This window comes from Nocardioides sp. J9, from assembly GCF_007829375.1.
GTDB lineage: Bacteria > Actinomycetota > Actinomycetes > Propionibacteriales > Nocardioidaceae > Nocardioides.
This window is the reverse complement of the sequence record NZ_VLJQ01000063.1, coordinates 18,666-35,733: the sequence shown is the minus strand read 5'-3', so window position 1 is coordinate 35,733 and position 17,068 is coordinate 18,666. Positions and strand designations below refer to the sequence as shown.

Below are 17,068 nucleotides of genomic sequence, written 5' to 3'. Positions count from 1 at the left end.
GAACCCTGCTCAGCCCGCGGCACGCTCGACGGGTGCGGCCAGCGGGCGCACGCCGCCCAGGCGCCGGTGGAACCGGACCTGGTCGGCGTGCGCGTCGAGCGCGTCCCACAGGGCGCGGCGGGCGGCCCACGGCAGCGGGTCGTCGCCGGAGGACCAGCGCTCCCCGAAGCTGATCCACACCGGCACCCAGTGCGCGGCGCAGTCCCACGCCCCGCGCTGGGCCTCCACCAGCCGCCGCCGGACCTGGAAGGCAGTGCGCGGGCCGTCGACGCAGATGGGCGCCGTCCGCACCGGCCAGACCCACAGGTCGAGCTCCATGAGCTCGATCTCGAGGTCGCGCAGCAGGGCAGGGTCGACCAGCACGGTGGCGACGTTCTGGTGCGGTTCGCGCCTCATCCCCGGAACGCTAACCGCCACCGCCGACAGGGACCAGACCCTCGGCAGGCCCGGGTCAGCAGGCCCGGGTCAGCAGGCCCGGGTCAGCAGGACCGGGTCAGCAGGCCCGGGTCAGCAGGCCGGGGTCAGAGCAGGACCTCCGCGACCTGGCGCACCTCGGCGGCACTGCGGCACGAGAGCAGCAGCGTGGTCACGCCCGTCTCCTCCCACTGCGCGACCCGCTCCTTGACCTCGGAGGCGGTGCCGATGATGTGCATGTCGTCGACCAGCTCGTCGGGGATCAGCGCGGTCGCCTTGTCCTTCTCACCCGACAGGTAGAGCTCCTGCACCTCGGAGGCCAGCTCCTCGTAGCCCATCCGGGCGAAGACCTGGGTGTGGAAGTTCTGCTCCTTGGCGCCCATGCCGCCCATGTAGAGCGAGACGAACGGCTTCATCGCGTCGATGACGGCCTGCTTCTGGGTCGCGTCCTCGACGATCTGCAGGTGACAGGTCGCGGCGATCTCGAAGTCCGCGCGGGTACGACGTGCGCCCGGTCGCGCGAAGCCCTCGTCGAGCCACGGCTGGTACATGCCGGCGCTCTTCGGGGTGTAGAAGATCGGGATCCAGCCGTCGGCGATCTCCGCGGTCTGCGCGACGTTCTTCGGCCCCTCCGCACCCAGCCAGATCGGCAGGTCCGCGCGCAATGGGTGGACGATCGGCTTGAGCGGCTTGCCGAGCCCGACCGCTCCGGGTCCGCGGTAGGGCAGCGGGTGGTGCGGGCCGTCGTTGGTCACCGGCGCCTCGCGGGCCAGCACCTTGCGGATGATCGAGACGACCTCGCGGGTGCGGGCCAGCGGCTTCTCGAACGGCTGGCCGTACCAGCCCTCGACGACCTGCGGGCCGCTGACGCCCATGCCCAGCACGACCCGTCCGCCGGTGAGGTGGTCGAGGGTCAGTGCGTGCATCGCGATGGAGGTCGGCGTGCGGCCCGACATCTGCACGATCGAGGTGCCCAGCCGGACCCGCGACGTCTCGCGCCCCCACCAGGCCAGCGGGGTGAACGCGTCACTCCCCCACGCCTCGGCGGTGAAGATCGCGTCGAACCCGGCGTCCTCGGCGGCCGCGACGAGCTCGCCCACGCCCTGGGGCGGCTGCGCGCCCCAGTAACCCAGCTGAAGTCCCAGTTTCATGAGACGAATCATGCCCCTCGTTGCGAACCATTTCTAGAACGTGTTTCACTTTCGCCATGAGTCGCACCCTCTCGGCACCGGTCACGGTCGCCTTCGACTACACCCGATCCGTCGGTCCGGTGCTGGGCCGCTTCCTCACCGGCCTCCGGGACGGCCGGCTCGTGGGCGCCCGCCTCGCCGACGGGCGCGTCGCCTGCCCTCCGCCGGAGTTCGACCCGGTCAGCCACCAGGCCCCGACGGAGTTCGTCGACCTGGCCGGCACCGGCACGGTCACCTCGTGGACCTGGGTGAGCGAGCCTGTGGCCGGGCAGCCCTTCGACCGCCCGTTCGCGTTCGCGCTGATCACCCTCGACGGCGCGGACACGCCGCTGCTGCACGCGGTGGACGTCAGCAGCGCCGACGAGATCAGCACCGGCATGCGGGTGCGGCCGCGCTGGGGCGCCGAGCGCGCCGGCGTCATCACCGACCTCGTCTTCGAGCCCGACTCCGGCACCGCCGCCCCGGCGAGCGCCCCGACCGGCACGGACGACGTCACCGGCATCATCACGCCGATCAGCCTCGACTACACCTACGCCGCCAGCCCCGAGGAGTCCGCGTTCTACCGCGGCCTCGCCGAGGGCCGGATCCTGGGCCAGCGCTGCCCGAAGTGCCAGAAGGTCTACGTCCCGCCGCGGCCGGCCTGCCCGACCGACGGGGTGCCGACCTCGGAGGAGGTCGAGCTGTCCGACACCGGCACGGTCACGACCTTCTGCATCGTCAACGTGCCCTTCCTGGGCCAGCGGATCGCGCCGCCGTACGTCTCGGCCTACATCCTGCTCGACGGTGCGGACATCGCGCTGCAGCACCTGATCCTCGACATCCCCGTCGAGGAGATCCGGATGGGCCTGCGGGTCAAGGCGGTCTGGAAGCCCCGCGAGGAGTGGGGCACCACGATCGAGAACATCAGCCACTTCGCGCCGACCGGTGAGCCGGACGCGGACTACGACACCTACAAGCACCACCTCTGAGCGGGCGGAAGGACAGACATGCGTGACGTTGCCGTCGTCGGGTTCGCCCAGCGACAGTTGCAGGACTACGACGGGTCGCCGACCTGTGCCGAGCTGCTCGTGCCGATCTTCGGCGAGTGCTACGAGCAGACCGGCTGGACGAAGAAGGACATCGGCTTCTGGTGCTCCGGCTCCTCGGACTACCTCGCGGGCCGCTCGTTCTCGTTCGTGAGCGCGATCGACGCCATCGGCGTCCTCCCGCCGGTGAACGAGTCGCACGTGGAGATGGACGCCGCCTGGGCGCTCTACGAGGCCTGGCTGAAGATCCAGACCGGCGAGGTCGACACCGCCCTGGTGTTCGGCTTCGGCAAGGCGTCGGCCGGCGTCCTGCGCCGCACCCTCGCCCTCCAGCTCGACCCCTACACGCTGACCCCGCTCTGGCCGGACACCGTGTCGATCGCGGCACTCCAGGCGCGGCTCGGCATCGACGCCGGCGAGTGGGACGAGGCCGCGATGGCCGACGTCGTCAACCGCTCGCTGACCGACGCCGAGAAGAACGAGTACGCCGTCCGGGCCGGTGGCTCGTCCGTCGAGGACCTGCTGGCGCGGCCGATGTTCGCCGACCCGCTGCGCAAGCACGACGCCGCACCGGTGACCGACGGCGCCGCGGCGATCGTGCTCGCCGCCGGGGACCGGGCCCGCGAGGTGCGCGAGCGCCCCGCCTGGATCACCGGCCTCGCGCACTACACCGACGCGCTGCACCTGGGCACCCGCGACCTCACCCGTTCGGAGTCCGCGGCCCGCGCCGCCGCCGCTGCGGGTGGCACGGACGGCGTCCAGGTCGCCGAGCTGCACGCGCCGTTCAGCCACCAGGAGCTGATCCTGCGCCGCGAGCTCGGCCTCGCCGACGACGTCCGGCTCAACCCGTCGGGCGGTGCGCTCGCCGGAAACCCGATGTTCACCGGCGGCGCGATCCGCATCGGCGAGGCCGCCCGCCGGATCTGGGACGGCACCGCCGACAAGGTGCTCGGCCACGCGACCAGCGGACCCGCGCTGCAGCAGAACCTCGTCTGCGTCATGGAGGGACAGAACTGATGGCCAAGAAGCCTGCCGCCGTCATCGGCGTCGGCCAGACCCACCACCGGGCCAAGCGCGAGGACGTCTCGATGGCCGGCCTGTGCCGCGAGGCGATGGACCGCGCCCTCGCCGACGCCGGGATGACCCTCGACGAGATCGACGCCATCGTCGTCGGGAAGGCGCCGGACCTGTTCGAGGGCGTGATGATGCCGGAGCTCTACCTCGCCGAGGCCCTCGGTGCGGCCGGCAAGCCGCTGCTGCGCGTCCACACCGCCGGTTCCGTCGGTGGCTCGACCGCCATCGTCGCCTCGTCGCTGGTGCAGTCCGGCGTGCACAAGAAGGTGCTCACCGTCGCCTTCGAGAAGCAGTCGGAGTCCAACGCGATGTGGGCACTCTCAGTGCCGGTTCCGTTCGTGATGCCGGTGCACGCCGGCGCCGGTGGCTACTTCGCCCCGCACGTGCGCTCCTACATCCGCCGCTCGGGCGCGCCGACCCACATCGGCGCGATCGTGGCCGCCAAGGACCGCACCAACGCGCTGAAGAACCCCTACGCGCACCTGCGCGAGGAGCGGACGGTCGACATGGTCCTGGCCTCGCAGATGCTGTGGGACCCGATCCGCTACGAGGAGACCTGCCCGTCCTCCGACGGCGCCTGCGCGCTGGTCATCGTGGACGAGGACGTCGCGAAGTCGTCGCCGAACCCCGCGTGGATCCACGGCACCGTGATGCGCTCGGAGCCCACCACGGCCGCCGAGCGCGACCAGGTCAACCCGCAGGCCGGCCGCGACGCCGCGGCCGCGCTGTGGAAGCAGGCCGGCATCACCTCGCCGATCGACGAGATCGACGCAGCCGAGGTCTACGTGCCGTTCAGCTGGTTCGAGCCGATGTGGCTGGAGAACCTCGGCTTCGCCGCCGAGGGCGAGGGCTGGAAGCTCACCGAGGCCGGGGAGACCGCCATGACCGGTCGCATCCCGTTCAACGCCTCCGGCGGCGTGCTCTCGTCGAACCCGATCGGCGCCTCCGGGATGCTCCGCTTCGCCGAGGCCGCCCTGCAGGTCCGCGGGGCCGCGGGCGAGCACCAGGTCGACGGCGCCCGCAAGGCCCTCGGGCACGCCTACGGCGGCGGATCGCAGTTCTTCGCGATGTGGGTCGTCGGTGCCGAGAAGCCGACCAACTGAAGCACCACTCCCCCACGCCTGCTGCGCCCGGTGCCGTTTCGGCACCGGGCGCAGTGGTCATGATCGGGGCGTGACGCAGCAGCACCCGCCGTACCCGCCGCCGTACCCGCCGCCGGGCCGGCCCGGGCCGCCGACCAACGGGTTCGCCGTCGCGGCGCTCGTGCTCGGCATGGTCGGCCTCATCCTCACGCCGGTCCCGCTGCTGAACCTCCTCGGTGTCCTCGCCGGCGCGGTCGGCCTCGGCCTGGGCCTCGCCGCGCTGCGACGCGCTCGCCGCTCCGGCACCGGCACGGGCATGGCCCGCGTCGGGGTGGGGATGGCGGTGGTCGCGATCGTGCTGTCGCTCCTCTGGTCCTGGTACGTCTGGCTCTGGCTCGGCGACGCCCTCGACTGGGTGGAACCGCCCGAGGCGAGCGTGCTGGTGGGCGAGGAGTTCGAGACCGACGAGGGCCACCTGCGGATCCGGGTGACCCGGGCCGAGTGCACGAGCACCAACGGCAGGGACGTCGCCTGCACCTACCGCTTCGTCGCGCGGAACCTGACCGACAACCCCATCACCCTGGGCGACATCGAGGTGAAGTCGGTCATCAACCGCGAGTTCCACCACACCCGCCTCGACGGCGAGACCCGCATCGGCCCCGGTCAGCAGGAGGCGATCCGTGGATCGGTCAGCACCTACGGGCCCGGCCCGCTCGAGGGCATCGCGTTCGACGGCACCGACGCGTCCAGCCGCAAGGCCGTCGTGGTCGACCTCAGCGCCGCGTGGGAGGAAGCCCGCTCGGGGAAGTAGGCTCGGACCGTGATCGAGCTCCGTACCCCGACCCAGATCGACCAGATGCGTCCCGCCGGGCGATTCGTCGCCTCGGTGATCTCGGCCCTCGCCGAGAAGGCGGACGTCGGGGTCAACCTGCTCGAGCTGGACGAGCTGGCACACCGGATGATCAAGGACGCCGGCGCCGAGTCCTGCTACATCGACTACCACCCGTCGTTCGGCGCGAGCCCGTTCGGCAAGGTGCTGTGCACCTCCGTCAACGACGCCGTGCTGCACGGCCTCCCGTTCGACTACGTGCTCCAGGACGGCGACCTGCTCTCGGTCGACTTCGCCGCGGCCGTCGACGGCTGGGTCTCCGACTCGGCCCTGTCGGTCATCGTCGGCACCCCGCGCGAGGAGGACCAGCAGCTCATCGCCACGACCGAGAAGGCCCTCGCGGCCGGCATCGCCGCTGCCCGCGCCGGCAACAGGCTCGGTGACATCTCCTTCGCCATCGGCAGCGTCGCCCACGAAGCCGGGCTGAAGGTCAACCTGCAGTTCGGCGGCCACGGCGTGGGCCGGACGATGCACGGTGAGCCGCACGTCCCCAACGACGGGCGTCCGGGCCGCGGCCTCAAGCTGCGCCCCGGCCTGGTCATCGCCATCGAGCCGTGGTTCCTGCACTCCACCGACGAGATCGCCTTCGACCCCGACGGCTGGACGATCCGCAGCGCCGACGGCTCCCGCGGTGCGCACGCCGAGCACACCGTCGCGATCACCGACGGCGACCCCATCGTGCTCACCGCACGCGACTGACCCGGCCGACCACCGCATGGGCCTGTTCGGTCGTCGGCGCCGGCGTGACGCCGACCGATCCCCGGTCGAGCCTGCCGACCCCGACGACGCCCTGCCGTTCCTCGGCTCCGAGGACGCGCAGCAGGTGCGGTCCCTCGTCCGTCGCGCCTTCGCCGAGCGCGGCATCGAGGTGACGGTGCACCCCGACCACGTCGTCGACGACACCGGTCGGCAGTTCGGGCTGTGGAACGTCGCCGCGTCCTGCCACCAGGACGACCGCGGGCGCGGCGCCTGGCCGGAGGTCGTCGACCGCCACGTCGGCACCGTGCTCGCCAGCATGGACGCCCCCGACCCGTTCGCGACCCTGGCCCCCGACGACGCCCGCTCCCGGACCTACACGCGCCTCTACCCGCAGGACGCGGTCCCCGACCTCGGCACGTTCCCCCACCGCGAGTTCGCGCCCGGCCTCGTCGAGCTGCTCGCACTCGACCTGCCGGAGTCCGTCGCCGTCTACGACGACGCCCGGGCCGCCGCACAGGGCGGTCCCGCGCAGCTGCGCGAGTGGGGGGTGGCGAACCTCCGCCGCGAACCCGTCGAGCACCACGAGCGCCTCGACCTCCGCGACGGCGGACACTTCCACGTCCTCTCCGGGGCGTCGGTCCACACCGGCAGCCGGGCCCTGCTCATGCCCTCGCTCGCCACCGAGCTCACCGGCGAGGAGCCCGGCCGCCACGGCTGGCTGCTTCGCGTGCCTCTCCCTCTTCTGGTGGGCTGTTTCCCCTTCCGGGGCCTGTCCCGTGCTGCCGAGCCTCCAGGCGATGGCAGGCTTCGCCGCCGCCGGCCACGGCGACTCCCCCGGACCACTCAGCCCGCACGTGTACTGGTGGGACGGCTCCGGCTACCAGCAGCTGACCAGCATCGACGACGAGGGCACGCTCACGGCCGTGCTCGGCGCCGACTTCCAGGCGGTGCTGGAGGACCTCGCCGGCGACGCCTGACCCGTCAGGGCCGTCTTCGCGCGGCTGCCCGGCGGTGCGGCGGGTAGCGCGGTGGCATGGAGCCGCGCACGCTGGGGGTCGAGGAAGAGCTGCTGCTGGTCGACCCCGCGACGCGGGAGGCAGCGCCGCGGTCGCAGCAGGTGCTCAAGTACGCCGCCGAGCACGGGCTGCCGTCCGAGGACCTCGACCACGAGCTGTTCCGTCACCAGCTCGAGACCCGCACGCCACCGGTGACCTCGCTCGCCGAGCTGCGGGAGCACGTCGTACGCGCGCGGAGGGCGGCCGCCGAGGCTGCCGAGGGGGCCGGGTTGCGCACCGTGGCGGCCGGCGCGGCCCCGCTGGGCAGCGGCGAGCCGCGGGCCACGCGGGACGATCGCTACCAGGCGATGGTCGACACCTTCGGCGAGGTCGCCCGTCCGGCCGGGACCTGCGCGATGCACGTGCACGTGCAGGTCGCCTCGCAGGAGGAGGGCGTGCGGGTGGTCGATGCGCTGCGCCCGTGGCTCCCTGCGCTGCTCGCGGTGAGCGCCAACTCCCCCTTCTACCGGGGCCGGGACACGCGGCACGCCTCCTGGCGCTCCCAGGCCTGGGCGGGCTGGCCCAGCGCCGGGCCGACCGAGCGCTTCGGCGACGTCGAGACCTACCGACGGGTGTGCCGCGAGCTGATCGCGTCCGGGGCGGCGCGGGACGAGGGGATGCTCTACTTCGACGCCCGCCTCTCCCAGCGCTACCCGACCGTGGAGGTGCGGGTCACCGATGTGTGCACCGACCCGGACGACGCGGTGCTCGTGGCCGCCCTCGCCCGCGGCCTGGTCACGCAGGCGGCAGGCCCCGACGCCGCTGCCGCTCGGGGGCCTGCCGCCGGGCAGTGGCGGGCAGAGCTGCTCCGGGCCGCGCAGTGGCGCGCCGCCCGCTACGGCCTGGCGGGCCAGCTGCTCGACCCCGGCACCGGCGAGCCGGTGCCGGCGCGCGACGTGCTCGAGGCGCTGGTCGACACGGTCGCCGGGCACCTCGGCGACGACCTCGCCCTGGTGCGGGAAGGTGTCGACCGGGTGCTGGCCGAGGGTGGGTCCGTGCGGCAGCGGGCGGCGTACGAGCGCAGCGGCGGCAGCATCGAGGCCGTTGTCGACGACCTCGTGGAGCGGACGAACCGCGCTGCTACTGGCTGAGGCCCCAGAAGAACCCGAAGAGCCCGGCGCCCACGCCGAGGATGATGATCGTCCAGAGCGAGATCCACGCGAGGGTGTGCATCCCGTGCTGGTAGTGGTTGTCGGAGTAACCCCGGAAGTTCTCCAGGTCCACGTTGCTCATCGAACCCTCCTGTCAGCCGTCGTCGGAGGACAGCACGCTACTGCACGCCGGGGCTGCCGGGCGTGAGGCTCAGCGGTCCTGGTGCTTCGTGACGACGGAGAAGTCGGCGCCGAGGTCGACGTCCCACTCGACGCCCTTGCCGTCCCGCACCTCGACCTCGTAGGCGACGCCCCGGTCGTCGCTCGCCTCGACGTCGAGCACCGTGCCACCGCCGACGGCGGCGAGGGCGGCCCGCTCGGCGGAGGTGCGCTCGCTGGCGTCGAGGACCCGGTCGTCGGCGTCGCGGTCGTCGCGGTCGTCGTCGTACCGGTCGTCGTCGTACCGGTCGTCGTCGCGGTCGTCGTCGCGCTCGGTGGCGATCACGCCGAGGTCGTCGTCGAGGGTGACGTCGACCTCGGTGCCGTCAGCGAAGCGGACCTCGACCTCGTAGGCCTCGCCGCGGTCGTCGGAGCGCTCCACCTCGACGGCCTCGCCGCCACCGGCGGCGCCCGTGGAGACCGTCCCGCCGACGGCCAGGACGGCGACGGTNCAGCGAAGCGGACCTCGACCTCGTAGGCCTCGCCGGCAGCCGCGACCCGGTCCCGCTCGTCGCCCGAGACGTCGTCGGCGGAGGCCGCCCAGACCGTCCCGCCGACGGCCAGGACGGCGACGGTGGCCAGGGCGGGCAGGACGACGCGCTTGCGGCGCAGGACGCTGGTGTTCATGGGGGTCTCCCTCTCTCGGTGGGGCCGGCCCGGGGTCCCCGGGGCGGCTGGTGGGACCAGCCTGCCGGGAGGTCGCTGAACCCTCCCTGAACGCACCTGAACAGGTCTTCAGGAAGGCAGGTCGACGACGACCCGGGCGCCGCCGAACGGGCTCTCGCCGACCTCGACCGTGCCGCCGTGGCCGGTGACCACGGCACGGACGATCGCCAGGCCGAGGCCGCTGCCCCCGGCGTCGCGGGTGCGGGCCTCGTCGAGGCGGACGAAGCGTTCGAAGACCCGCTCCCGGTCGGCGGTCGGGATGCCCGGACCGTCGTCGTCGACCACGAGGTGCACCCGGCCGCCGTGCTCGGAGACCGCCACCGCCACCCGGCCGGCTGCGTGACGGACGGCGTTGTCGACGAGGTTGCGCACGACCTGGCAGAGCGCGACGGGGTCACCGTGGACCCGGCCCGGACCGACGCCGCTGGTGTCGACCACCAGGCCGGACCTGGCCGCTCGCCGGGCCTCCGCGAGGGCGAGGTCGTCGACGTCGACGTCCTCGCGCGGCGCCTGGGCACGTCCCTCACCGGCGCGGGTGAGGGCGAGCAGCTGCTCGACGAGGGCCTGCATCCGCACCGTCTCCTCGAGCACCGCCTCGGCGAGCTCGCCCTCGGGTACGGCGCCGGGGTGGGTGTGGGCGACCTCGGCGGTCTGGCGCAGGCTCGCCAGCGGCGAGCGCAGCTCGTGGGAGGCGTCGGAGACGAACTGCTCCTGCCGGTCGCGGGAGTCCTGGAGCCTGGCGAGCATCGCGTTCATCGTGCGGGCCAGCCGGCCGACCTCGTCGCGCGCGGCGGGCTCGGAGACGCGGCGGTCGAGCCGAGTGCCGGTGATCTCCTCGGCCTCCTGGCGGATGCGCTCCACGGGGCGCAGGGTGCGCCCGACCACCAGCCAGGTCGTCCCCCCGACGACGAGGAGCAGCAGCGGGAGGCCCAGCAGCAGCGGGGCGGCGAGCGCCGCGGTCGTCTCGTCGACGTCCTCGAGCGACACCGCGACCGTCACCACGTGACCGTCGTCGGTGTCCTCGCTCACCACGACGTAGGGGTGGTCGCCCCCGGGCAGCTCGACGGCATCCCCGTCACGGTCCGGGAGGCGGCCAGCGAGCGGCTGGGACGCGGCGACGAGCCGGCCGGCTGCGTCGTGGACCTGCCAGACGAGGTCGTCGGCCTCCTCGTCGTCCTCGTCGGGGTCGTCGGGGTCGTCGGGGTCGTCCGGGTCGTCCGGGTCGTCCGGGTCGTTGTCGGGGTCGGTGCCGGGCGAGGCGGGGAGGCTGCCGGCGTCGACCTGGGCGACGAGGGCCGAGGCCTGGTTCTCCGCCGTCGACTCCGCCCCGTCGCGCAGCGACCCGCGCACCGCGAGCACGAGCGCGACCGCGCCGACGACCAGGGCCACCGCGACCACGAGTACCGCGGCGAGCGTCGTACGCACCCGCATGCTCATCCCCCGTCGCTCGCGAGCCGGTAGCCCGCACCCCGGACGGTCTGGATCGCCTCGCGACCGAACGGCCGGTCCACCTTGTTGCGCAGGTGGCGGACGTAGACCTCCACGATGTTCGGGTCGCCCTCGAAGTCGCCGTCCCAGACCGAGTCCAGGACCTGCCGCTTCGACACCACGTCGCCCCTGTGCCGGGCGAGGAAGGCCAGGACCGCGAACTCCCGCGAGGTCAGGCTGATCTCGACCTCGCCGCGGCGGACCCGGCGCGCGGCGGTGTCGACGACGAGGTCGCCGAGCTCGATCGCCGTCGGCCGCTCCCGCGCCCCGCGCCGGGCGACCGCGCGCAGGCGGGCGACGAGGACGGGGAACGAGAACGGCTTGGTCAGGTAGTCGTCGGCGCCGGTGTCGAGTCCCTCGACCTGGTCCCACTCGCCGTCCTTGGCGGTCAGCATGAGGATGGGCGTCCAGTTCTCCTCGCGGCGCAGCGTCTCGCAGACCTTGTATCCGTTGATGCCGGGCAGCATGAGGTCGAGGACGATGGCGTCGTAGGTGTTCTCCCGCGCCATCCAGAGACCGTCGGTGCCGTCGTGCGCGACGTCCACGGCGAAGCCCTCGGCCTCCAGGCCGAGCTCGATGGCGCGCGCGAGCCGGCGCTCGTCGTCGACGACCAGGATCCGCACGGCGTCCTCCGGGAAAAAGCGGTCAGGGCGGCTCCATTGTGGTGGAGCCGCCCTGAACCTGCGCTGAAGGAGGTCAGCTGTACTTGACCTGCATCTCCTTGATCGCGTTGAGCCAGCCGGAGCGCAGGCGGCGCGGCTCGCCGTCGAGCTGGATGTTGGGCGCGAGGTCGGCGAGGGCGTCGAAGATCAGCTTGATCTCCATGCGGGCCAGGTTGGCGCCGATGCAGTAGTGCGCGCCGTGGCCGCCGAAGGCGACGTGCGGGTTGTTCTCACGCTTGATGTTGAAGGTGAAGGGGTCCTCGAAGACCTCCTCGTCGAAGTTCGCCGAGGCGTAGAAGAGACCGACGCGGTCGCCCTTCTTGATGGCCTGGCCGGCGAGCTCGGTGTCCTGGAGCGCGGTGCGCTGGAAGACGGTGACGGGGGTGGCCCAGCGGATGACCTCGTCGACCATCGTGTCGGGGCGCTCGTCGATCCAGGTCTGCCACTGGTCGGGGTTCTGGAGGAACGCGTGCATGCCGTGGCTGATCGCGTTGCGGGTCGTCTCGTTGCCGGCGACGGCGAGCAGGATGACGAAGAAGCCGAACTCGTCGTTGGTCAGCGAGCCGTGGTCGTCGTCCTTGCCGACGCTGATCAGCTTGGTGACGATGTCGTCCTGCGGGTTCTCGCGACGGTCGTTGGCGAGCGCGTCGAAGTACGCGATGAGCTCCATCGAGGCGATGGCCGGGTCGATGTCGAACTCCGGGTCGTCGTACGCCATCATCTGGTTCGACCACTCGAAGATCTTCTTGCGGTCCTCCTGCGGCACGCCGAGGAAGTCGGCGATGGCCTGCAGCGGGAGCTCGGCGGCGAGGTCCTCCACGAAGTCGCCGCTGCCCTTGGCGACGCACTCCTCGACGATCTTGTACGCGCGCTCGCGCAGCCCGTCCTTGAGCGCCGCGATCGCACGCGGCGTGAAGCCGCGCGAGACGATGCCGCGCATCTTGGTGTGCTCCGGCGGGTCGTGGTGGATCAGCATCGCGCGCTGCACCTCGACCTGGTCGCGGGTCATGTCCTCGGCGAAGCGGATGATCACGCCGTTCTCGGCCGTCGACCAGTTCTCGTTGTCCTTGGAGACCTGGCGGACCTCGGCGTGGCGGGTGCAGGCCCAGTAGCCGGTGTCGAGGAAGCCCGCGCGGGCCTCCGGCGGCTGCTCGATCCACCGGATCGGCTCGGTCGCACGCAGCGCGCGGAACTGCTCGTGCGGCAGGGCGACTTCGTTGATGGAGGGATCGGTCGGGTCCCACCCGACGGGGATGAGCTGCTCGGTCACGACGAACCTTTCACTGGAAACACAGGGGGCGACGGCGTCGGCACCCCGGGGGCGACCCGGGTCACTGGAACGCGTTCTACGCACACACTACAAAGCATCGCACGCTTACGAAAGGGTTTCGTTGAGCGAGTTCGCAAAGTTGCTCGCGCAAACGGAAACGAGAACGTGTTCTAGTTCGGTGGTATGATCCTCGCCATGGGCAACCCCGTCATCGTCGAAGCCGTCCGCACTCCCCTCGGCAAGCGCAAGGGCCAGCTCGCGGGCCTGCACCCGGCCAACCTGCTGGGCTTCGTCCAGGCCGAAGTCCTGCGCCGCGCCGGCGTGGAGTCCGACCTCGTCGAGCAGGTCGTCGGCGGCATCGTGACGCAGGCCGGTGAGCAGTCGAACGACACGGTGCGACGCGCGTGGATCCACGCCGGCCTCGCCCAGCACACGGGCGGCACCACCCTCGACGCGCAGTGCGGCTCGGGCCAGCAGGCCTCCCACCTGGTGAACGACATGGTCGCCGCCGGCACCATCGAGGTCGGCATCTCCTGCGGCGTCGAGTCGATGTCGCGCATCCCGCTCGGTGCGAACGTGCCGCCCGGCCTGGGCAGCCCCCGCCCCGACGACTGGACGATCGACATGCCCGACCAGTTCTCCGCCGCGGACCGGATCGCCCGCCACCGCGGCATCACCCGCGCCGACCTCGACGCCTTCGGCGCCGCCTCGCAGGCCAAGGCGAAGGTCGCGGTCGAGGAGGGCCGCTTCAAGCGCGAGATCGCCCCGATCGAGGCACCCGTCCTCGACGACGAGGGCAAGCCCACCGGCGCCCTGCAGACGGTCGAGGCCGACGGCGGCCTCCGCGAGACCACCCTCGACGGCCTCGCCGGCCTCCGCACCGTCCTCGAGGACGGCCTGCACACCGCCGGCACCTCCTCGCAGATCTCCGACGGCGCCGCGGCCCTGCTGATCATGGACGAGGACAAGGCCCGCGCCCTCGGCCTGACCCCCCGCGCCCGGATCCGCAGCCACTGCCTCGTCGGCTCCGACCCGTACTTCCACCTCGACGGCCCGATCGACGCCACCCAGCGCATCCTCGACCGCACCGGCATGGCCATCAGCGACTTCGACATCTTCGAGGTCAACGAGGCCTTCGCCTCCGTCGTACTCTCCTGGGCCGGTGTGCACGGCGTCGACATGGACAAGGTCAACGTCAACGGCGGCGCCATCGCGCTGGGCCACCCCGTCGGCGCCACCGGCGTCCGCCTGATCACCACCGCCCTCCACGAGCTCGAGCGCCGCGACGCCTCGACCGCGCTGATCTCCATGTGCGCCGGCGGCGCCATGGCGACCGGGACGGTGATCGAGCGGATCTGAGGCGGAAGGCTCCGGGAACAGTTTCGCCGGTCGACCGGCGAAACTGTCGCTTGACCGACGAAACTTCGTCGGTCAAGTGTGAGTTTCATCGGTCAAGTCTCCGACCAGGACCGCCTCCAGGCGGTTGTCCACAGGTGAGCGCACCCCCGATGGCGCATCACAGGCAGTTGTCGCACGCTGTGCTGGTGATCGAGCTGGTGGCAGACGAGCGGGGCATCCTCTTGCGGCGCGACGCCCTCGCGATGGGCATCGACGACAACGCGCTGCAGCGAGCCCTCCGCGGCGGCTTTATCGTCCGCATCCGGCAAGGCGCCTACGCCTTGCGTGACATCTGGGAGCACGCCATGCCCCAGGATCGACACTCGCTCCTGCTGTCGGCGGTCCGCAAGCAGTACGACGACACCGTGGCCGCTTCGCACGTCAGCGCGTGCATCGAGCAGGGCGGGCCGACATGGGGACTCGACCTTTCGTCGGTACACGTCACCAGCCTGGACGGCTCGAGCGAGCGGAATCAGGGGAAGGTCGTCCACCACCGAGGCGCGTGCCGGGCCGACGACCTCACCCGCGATGACTTCGGCTGGATCACGGCGCCCACCAGGACGGCGCTCGACACCGCCAGCATCGCGCCGCAGGAGCCTGCCGTCGCCGTACTCGATTGGTTCATCCAGTCAGGCCTCACGACCCGCACCCAGCTGGAGCAGGGTTTCGCCGGGATGAAGCACTGGCCCGACACGCTGGCCCTGCACCGCGTGCTGCAGCTGACAGACGGGTACGCCGAGTCGGTCGGCGAGACACGCACCCGGCTCCTGCTCCGGCGCCAGCGGATCCCGGCGCCGATCCCACAGCTGGAGATCCGGCACCCCAGCGGCAGGGTGGCCGGCCGCGTCGACTTCGCGTGGCCCGAGCGCAGGGTCATGCTGGAGTTCGACGGCATGCAGAAGTACCACCGCTTCCGCCGTCCCGGCGAGTCCATCGAGGAGATGGTGATCCGGGAGAAGCAGCGCGAGGACCTCCTCCGCGAGCTCACTGGATGGCTCATGATCCGGCTCGTCTGGGTCGACCTCGACTACCCGCAACGTACGGCAGACAGGATCCTCCGCGGCTTCGCCCGGGCAGCGTGAGCGCCGAACCCACGACTTGACCGACGAATCTCACGCTTGACCGACGAAACTTCATCGGTCAAGAGACAGTTTCGCCGGTCGACCGGCGAAACTGTCGCCGCCTCACGCCCCGTACACCGGCTCCGGCACCGGCGCCTCGGCCAGCATCTCCCTCAGCGCCGGCCCGACCTTCTCGGCGTCCCAGCGGGCGCCGGCGTCGCGGGAGGGGCCGTGGCGCCAGCCGTTCTCGACGGTGATGACGGAGCCGTCGATCTCGATGACGCGGCCGGTGACGTCGCCGGCCTCCTCGCTGGCGAGCCACGCGACGACCGGGGAGTTGTCCTCGGGCAGGGCCATGGCGGAGGTGTCGAAGGCGCCCTCGGTCATCCGGGTCCTGGCGACGGGGGCGATGGCGTTGACGGTGACGCCGTAGCGGCCCATCTCCTGGGCGGCGACGAGGGTGAGGCCGGCGATGCCGGCCTTGGCGGCGGAGTACGTCGCCTGGCCGACCGAGCCCTGGAGGCCGGCGCCCGAGGAGGTGTTGATGACGCGGGCGGCGCGCTGGCGGCCGGCCTTGGCCTCGGCGCGCCACCAGGCTCCGGCGTGGCGCAGCGGGGCGAAGTGGCCCTTGAGGTGGACGCGGATGACGGCGTCCCACTCCTCCTCGGAGGTGTTGACCAGCATCCGGTCGCGGACGAAGCCGGCGTTGTTGATCAGGATGTCGAGCCCGCCGAAGGTGTCGATGGCCTGCTGGACCATCGCCTCGGCGGCCGCGAAGTCGGCGACGTCGGCGCCGTTGACGACGGCCTCGCCGCCCATGGCCCCGATCTCGGCGACGACGGCGTGCGCGGGCGAGTCCTCCTTCTCCCCCGCCAGCGAGACGCCGTAGTCGTTGACGACCACCTTGGCGCCGTGGCGCGCGAGCTCCAGCGCGTGGGCACGGCCGATGCCGCGGCCGGCGCCGGTGACGATGGCGGTGCGGCCTTCGAGAAGCTTGGTCACTGGGACTCTCCTTGACTGTCCTGGCCCTGCTGGGCGATGTGGAGGAAGACGGGCTGCTCGCCGCCGCCGTGGCAGGCGACCCGCGCCCCCGAGACGTACGACGACAGGTCGCTCGCGAGGAACGCGACGACCTGTCCGATCTCGGCGACGTCGGCCATGCGGCCGGCCGGGATGGTGGACTCGATCGCGGCGACGGTCTCGTCGCCGCCGTAGTGGTCGGCGGTGTCGGCGGTCCGCACGAGGCCGACGTCGACGGCGTTGACCCGGACCCTCGGACCCCACTCCTGGGCGAGCGAGGTGGACAGCGAGTCGACTCCCGCCTTGGCGGCGCCGTAGGCGGCGGTGCCCGGCGAGGGCCGGGTGGCCGAGATCGAGGAGATGTTGACGATCGAGCCGCCGCCGGGCTGGTCCTGCATGACCCGGTTGGCGGCCTGGCTGACGAGCAGCGAGGACATCAGGTTGAGGGACACGATCTTGTCGTGGAAGCGCGGTGACGCGGTCGCGGCGGGCGCGAAGGGCGCTCCCCCGGCGTTGTTGACCACGACGTCGAGGTGGCCGTGGTCGGCCACGATCCCCGCGACGAGGGCGTCGACCGACTCGGGGTCGCGCACGTCGCAGAGCCGGTGGGTGGCGCCGGCGGGCGGGTCCGCCTCGGAGCGGCCGCAGGTGACGACCTCGGCACCGGCGGCGAGCAGCACCTCGGTGATGCCACGGCCGATGCCGCGGGCGCCGCCGGTGACCAGCGCGACGCGCCCGGCCAGGTCCAGGGAGAGAGCCATGCCG

19 protein-coding genes are annotated in these 17,068 nt (G+C 72.2%); 9 read left to right on the top strand and 10 right to left on the bottom strand.

Annotation, left to right across the window (positions count from 1 at the left end):
• Positions 1–9: 9 nt before the first annotated feature.
• Positions 10–396: a hypothetical protein gene (locus L615_RS08685; protein ID WP_145724810.1), complete on the bottom strand. Its 387-nt coding sequence runs from the start codon at positions 394–396 to the stop codon at positions 10–12.
• 125 nt (positions 397–521) lie between these two features.
• On the bottom strand, positions 522–1,565 hold the full coding sequence (locus L615_RS08680; RefSeq protein WP_028654104.1) for an LLM class F420-dependent oxidoreductase: 1,044 nt from the start codon (positions 1,563–1,565) through the stop codon (positions 522–524).
• A gap of 56 nt (positions 1,566–1,621) precedes the next feature.
• On the opposite strand from L615_RS08680, the gene L615_RS08675 reads away from it, so the two are divergent.
• The 5 genes from L615_RS08675 (at position 1,622) to map (ending at position 6,373) form a co-directional block, all read left to right on the top strand.
• The gene (locus L615_RS08675; RefSeq protein WP_028654105.1) at positions 1,622–2,572 is read left to right on the top strand and encodes a Zn-ribbon domain-containing OB-fold protein; all 951 of its coding nucleotides are present in this window, start codon (positions 1,622–1,624) and stop codon (positions 2,570–2,572) included.
• Positions 2,573–2,590: 18 nt separating this feature from the next.
• Positions 2,591–3,646, top strand: a complete 1,056-nt coding sequence (locus tag L615_RS08670; protein WP_145724809.1) for a thiolase domain-containing protein — start codon at positions 2,591–2,593, stop codon at positions 3,644–3,646.
• Positions 3,646–4,806 (top strand): thiolase domain-containing protein, encoded by a 1,161-nt coding sequence (locus tag L615_RS08665; protein WP_028654107.1) that lies wholly within the window; start codon positions 3,646–3,648, stop codon positions 4,804–4,806. The genes L615_RS08670 and L615_RS08665 overlap by 1 nt, the downstream gene beginning before the upstream one ends.
• Positions 4,807–4,876: 70 nt before the next feature.
• A complete protein-coding gene (locus L615_RS08660; protein WP_145724808.1) occupies positions 4,877–5,596 on the top strand; it encodes a DUF4190 domain-containing protein in 720 nt (239 codons plus the stop codon).
• Between the two features lie 9 nt (positions 5,597–5,605).
• Positions 5,606–6,373, top strand: a complete 768-nt coding sequence (map, locus tag L615_RS08655; protein WP_145724807.1) for a type I methionyl aminopeptidase — start codon at positions 5,606–5,608, stop codon at positions 6,371–6,373.
• Here map and L615_RS08650 read toward each other — a convergent pair.
• Complete coding sequence (locus L615_RS08650) at positions 6,357–7,085, bottom strand: hypothetical protein (RefSeq protein WP_145724806.1); 729 nt, start codon at positions 7,083–7,085, stop codon at positions 6,357–6,359. The two genes, map and L615_RS08650, sit on opposite strands and share 17 nt — an antisense overlap.
• Positions 7,086–7,170: 85 nt before the next feature.
• Between L615_RS08650 and L615_RS08645 the strand changes: the two genes are divergently transcribed.
• On the top strand, positions 7,171–7,350 hold the full coding sequence (locus L615_RS08645) for a hypothetical protein (protein WP_145724805.1): 180 nt from the start codon (positions 7,171–7,173) through the stop codon (positions 7,348–7,350).
• A 56-nt stretch (positions 7,351–7,406) separates the two neighbouring features.
• Complete coding sequence (locus L615_RS08640) at positions 7,407–8,519, top strand: glutamate--cysteine ligase (protein ID WP_145724804.1); 1,113 nt, start codon at positions 7,407–7,409, stop codon at positions 8,517–8,519.
• On the opposite strand, the gene L615_RS23205 is transcribed toward L615_RS08640, so the two are convergent.
• The 5 genes from L615_RS23205 to L615_RS08620 all read right to left on the bottom strand — a co-directional run bounded on the left by L615_RS23205 (position 8,509) and on the right by L615_RS08620 (position 12,824).
• The gene (locus tag L615_RS23205; RefSeq protein WP_157514761.1) at positions 8,509–8,661 is read right to left on the bottom strand and encodes a hypothetical protein; all 153 of its coding nucleotides are present in this window, start codon (positions 8,659–8,661) and stop codon (positions 8,509–8,511) included. The two genes, L615_RS08640 and L615_RS23205, sit on opposite strands and share 11 nt — an antisense overlap.
• Before the next feature lie 69 nt (positions 8,662–8,730).
• A complete protein-coding gene (locus tag L615_RS23200) occupies positions 8,731–9,120 on the bottom strand; it encodes a hypothetical protein (RefSeq protein WP_186449785.1) in 390 nt (129 codons plus the stop codon).
• Positions 9,121–9,473: 353 nt separating this feature from the next.
• On the bottom strand, positions 9,474–10,841 hold the full coding sequence (locus tag L615_RS08630; RefSeq protein ID WP_222430497.1) for an ATP-binding protein: 1,368 nt from the start codon (positions 10,839–10,841) through the stop codon (positions 9,474–9,476).
• The gene (locus L615_RS08625; protein ID WP_145724803.1) at positions 10,838–11,515 is read right to left on the bottom strand and encodes a response regulator transcription factor; all 678 of its coding nucleotides are present in this window, start codon (positions 11,513–11,515) and stop codon (positions 10,838–10,840) included. The genes L615_RS08630 and L615_RS08625 overlap by 4 nt, the downstream gene beginning before the upstream one ends.
• A gap of 73 nt (positions 11,516–11,588) precedes the next feature.
• A complete protein-coding gene (locus L615_RS08620) occupies positions 11,589–12,824 on the bottom strand; it encodes a cytochrome P450 (protein WP_145724802.1) in 1,236 nt (411 codons plus the stop codon).
• A 195-nt stretch (positions 12,825–13,019) separates the two neighbouring features.
• Between L615_RS08620 and L615_RS08615 the strand changes: the two genes are divergently transcribed.
• Together L615_RS08615 and L615_RS08610 are read left to right on the top strand one after the other, a co-directional pair.
• On the top strand, positions 13,020–14,183 hold the full coding sequence (locus L615_RS08615; protein ID WP_145724801.1) for a steroid 3-ketoacyl-CoA thiolase: 1,164 nt from the start codon (positions 13,020–13,022) through the stop codon (positions 14,181–14,183).
• Positions 14,184–14,317: 134 nt separating this feature from the next.
• The gene (locus L615_RS08610; RefSeq protein WP_145724800.1) at positions 14,318–15,304 is read left to right on the top strand and encodes a type IV toxin-antitoxin system AbiEi family antitoxin domain-containing protein; all 987 of its coding nucleotides are present in this window, start codon (positions 14,318–14,320) and stop codon (positions 15,302–15,304) included.
• Between the two features lie 102 nt (positions 15,305–15,406).
• Here L615_RS08610 and L615_RS08605 read toward each other — a convergent pair whose 3' ends face one another.
• Positions 15,407–16,285: an SDR family oxidoreductase gene (locus L615_RS08605; RefSeq protein WP_145724799.1), complete on the bottom strand. Its 879-nt coding sequence runs from the start codon at positions 16,283–16,285 to the stop codon at positions 15,407–15,409.
• Positions 16,282–17,064 carry an SDR family oxidoreductase gene (locus tag L615_RS08600; RefSeq protein WP_145724798.1) on the bottom strand — a complete coding sequence of 261 codons (783 nt, stop codon included), beginning with the start codon at positions 17,062–17,064 and terminating at the stop codon, positions 16,282–16,284. The genes L615_RS08605 and L615_RS08600 overlap by 4 nt, the downstream gene beginning before the upstream one ends.
• Positions 17,065–17,068: the final 4 nt, after the last annotated feature.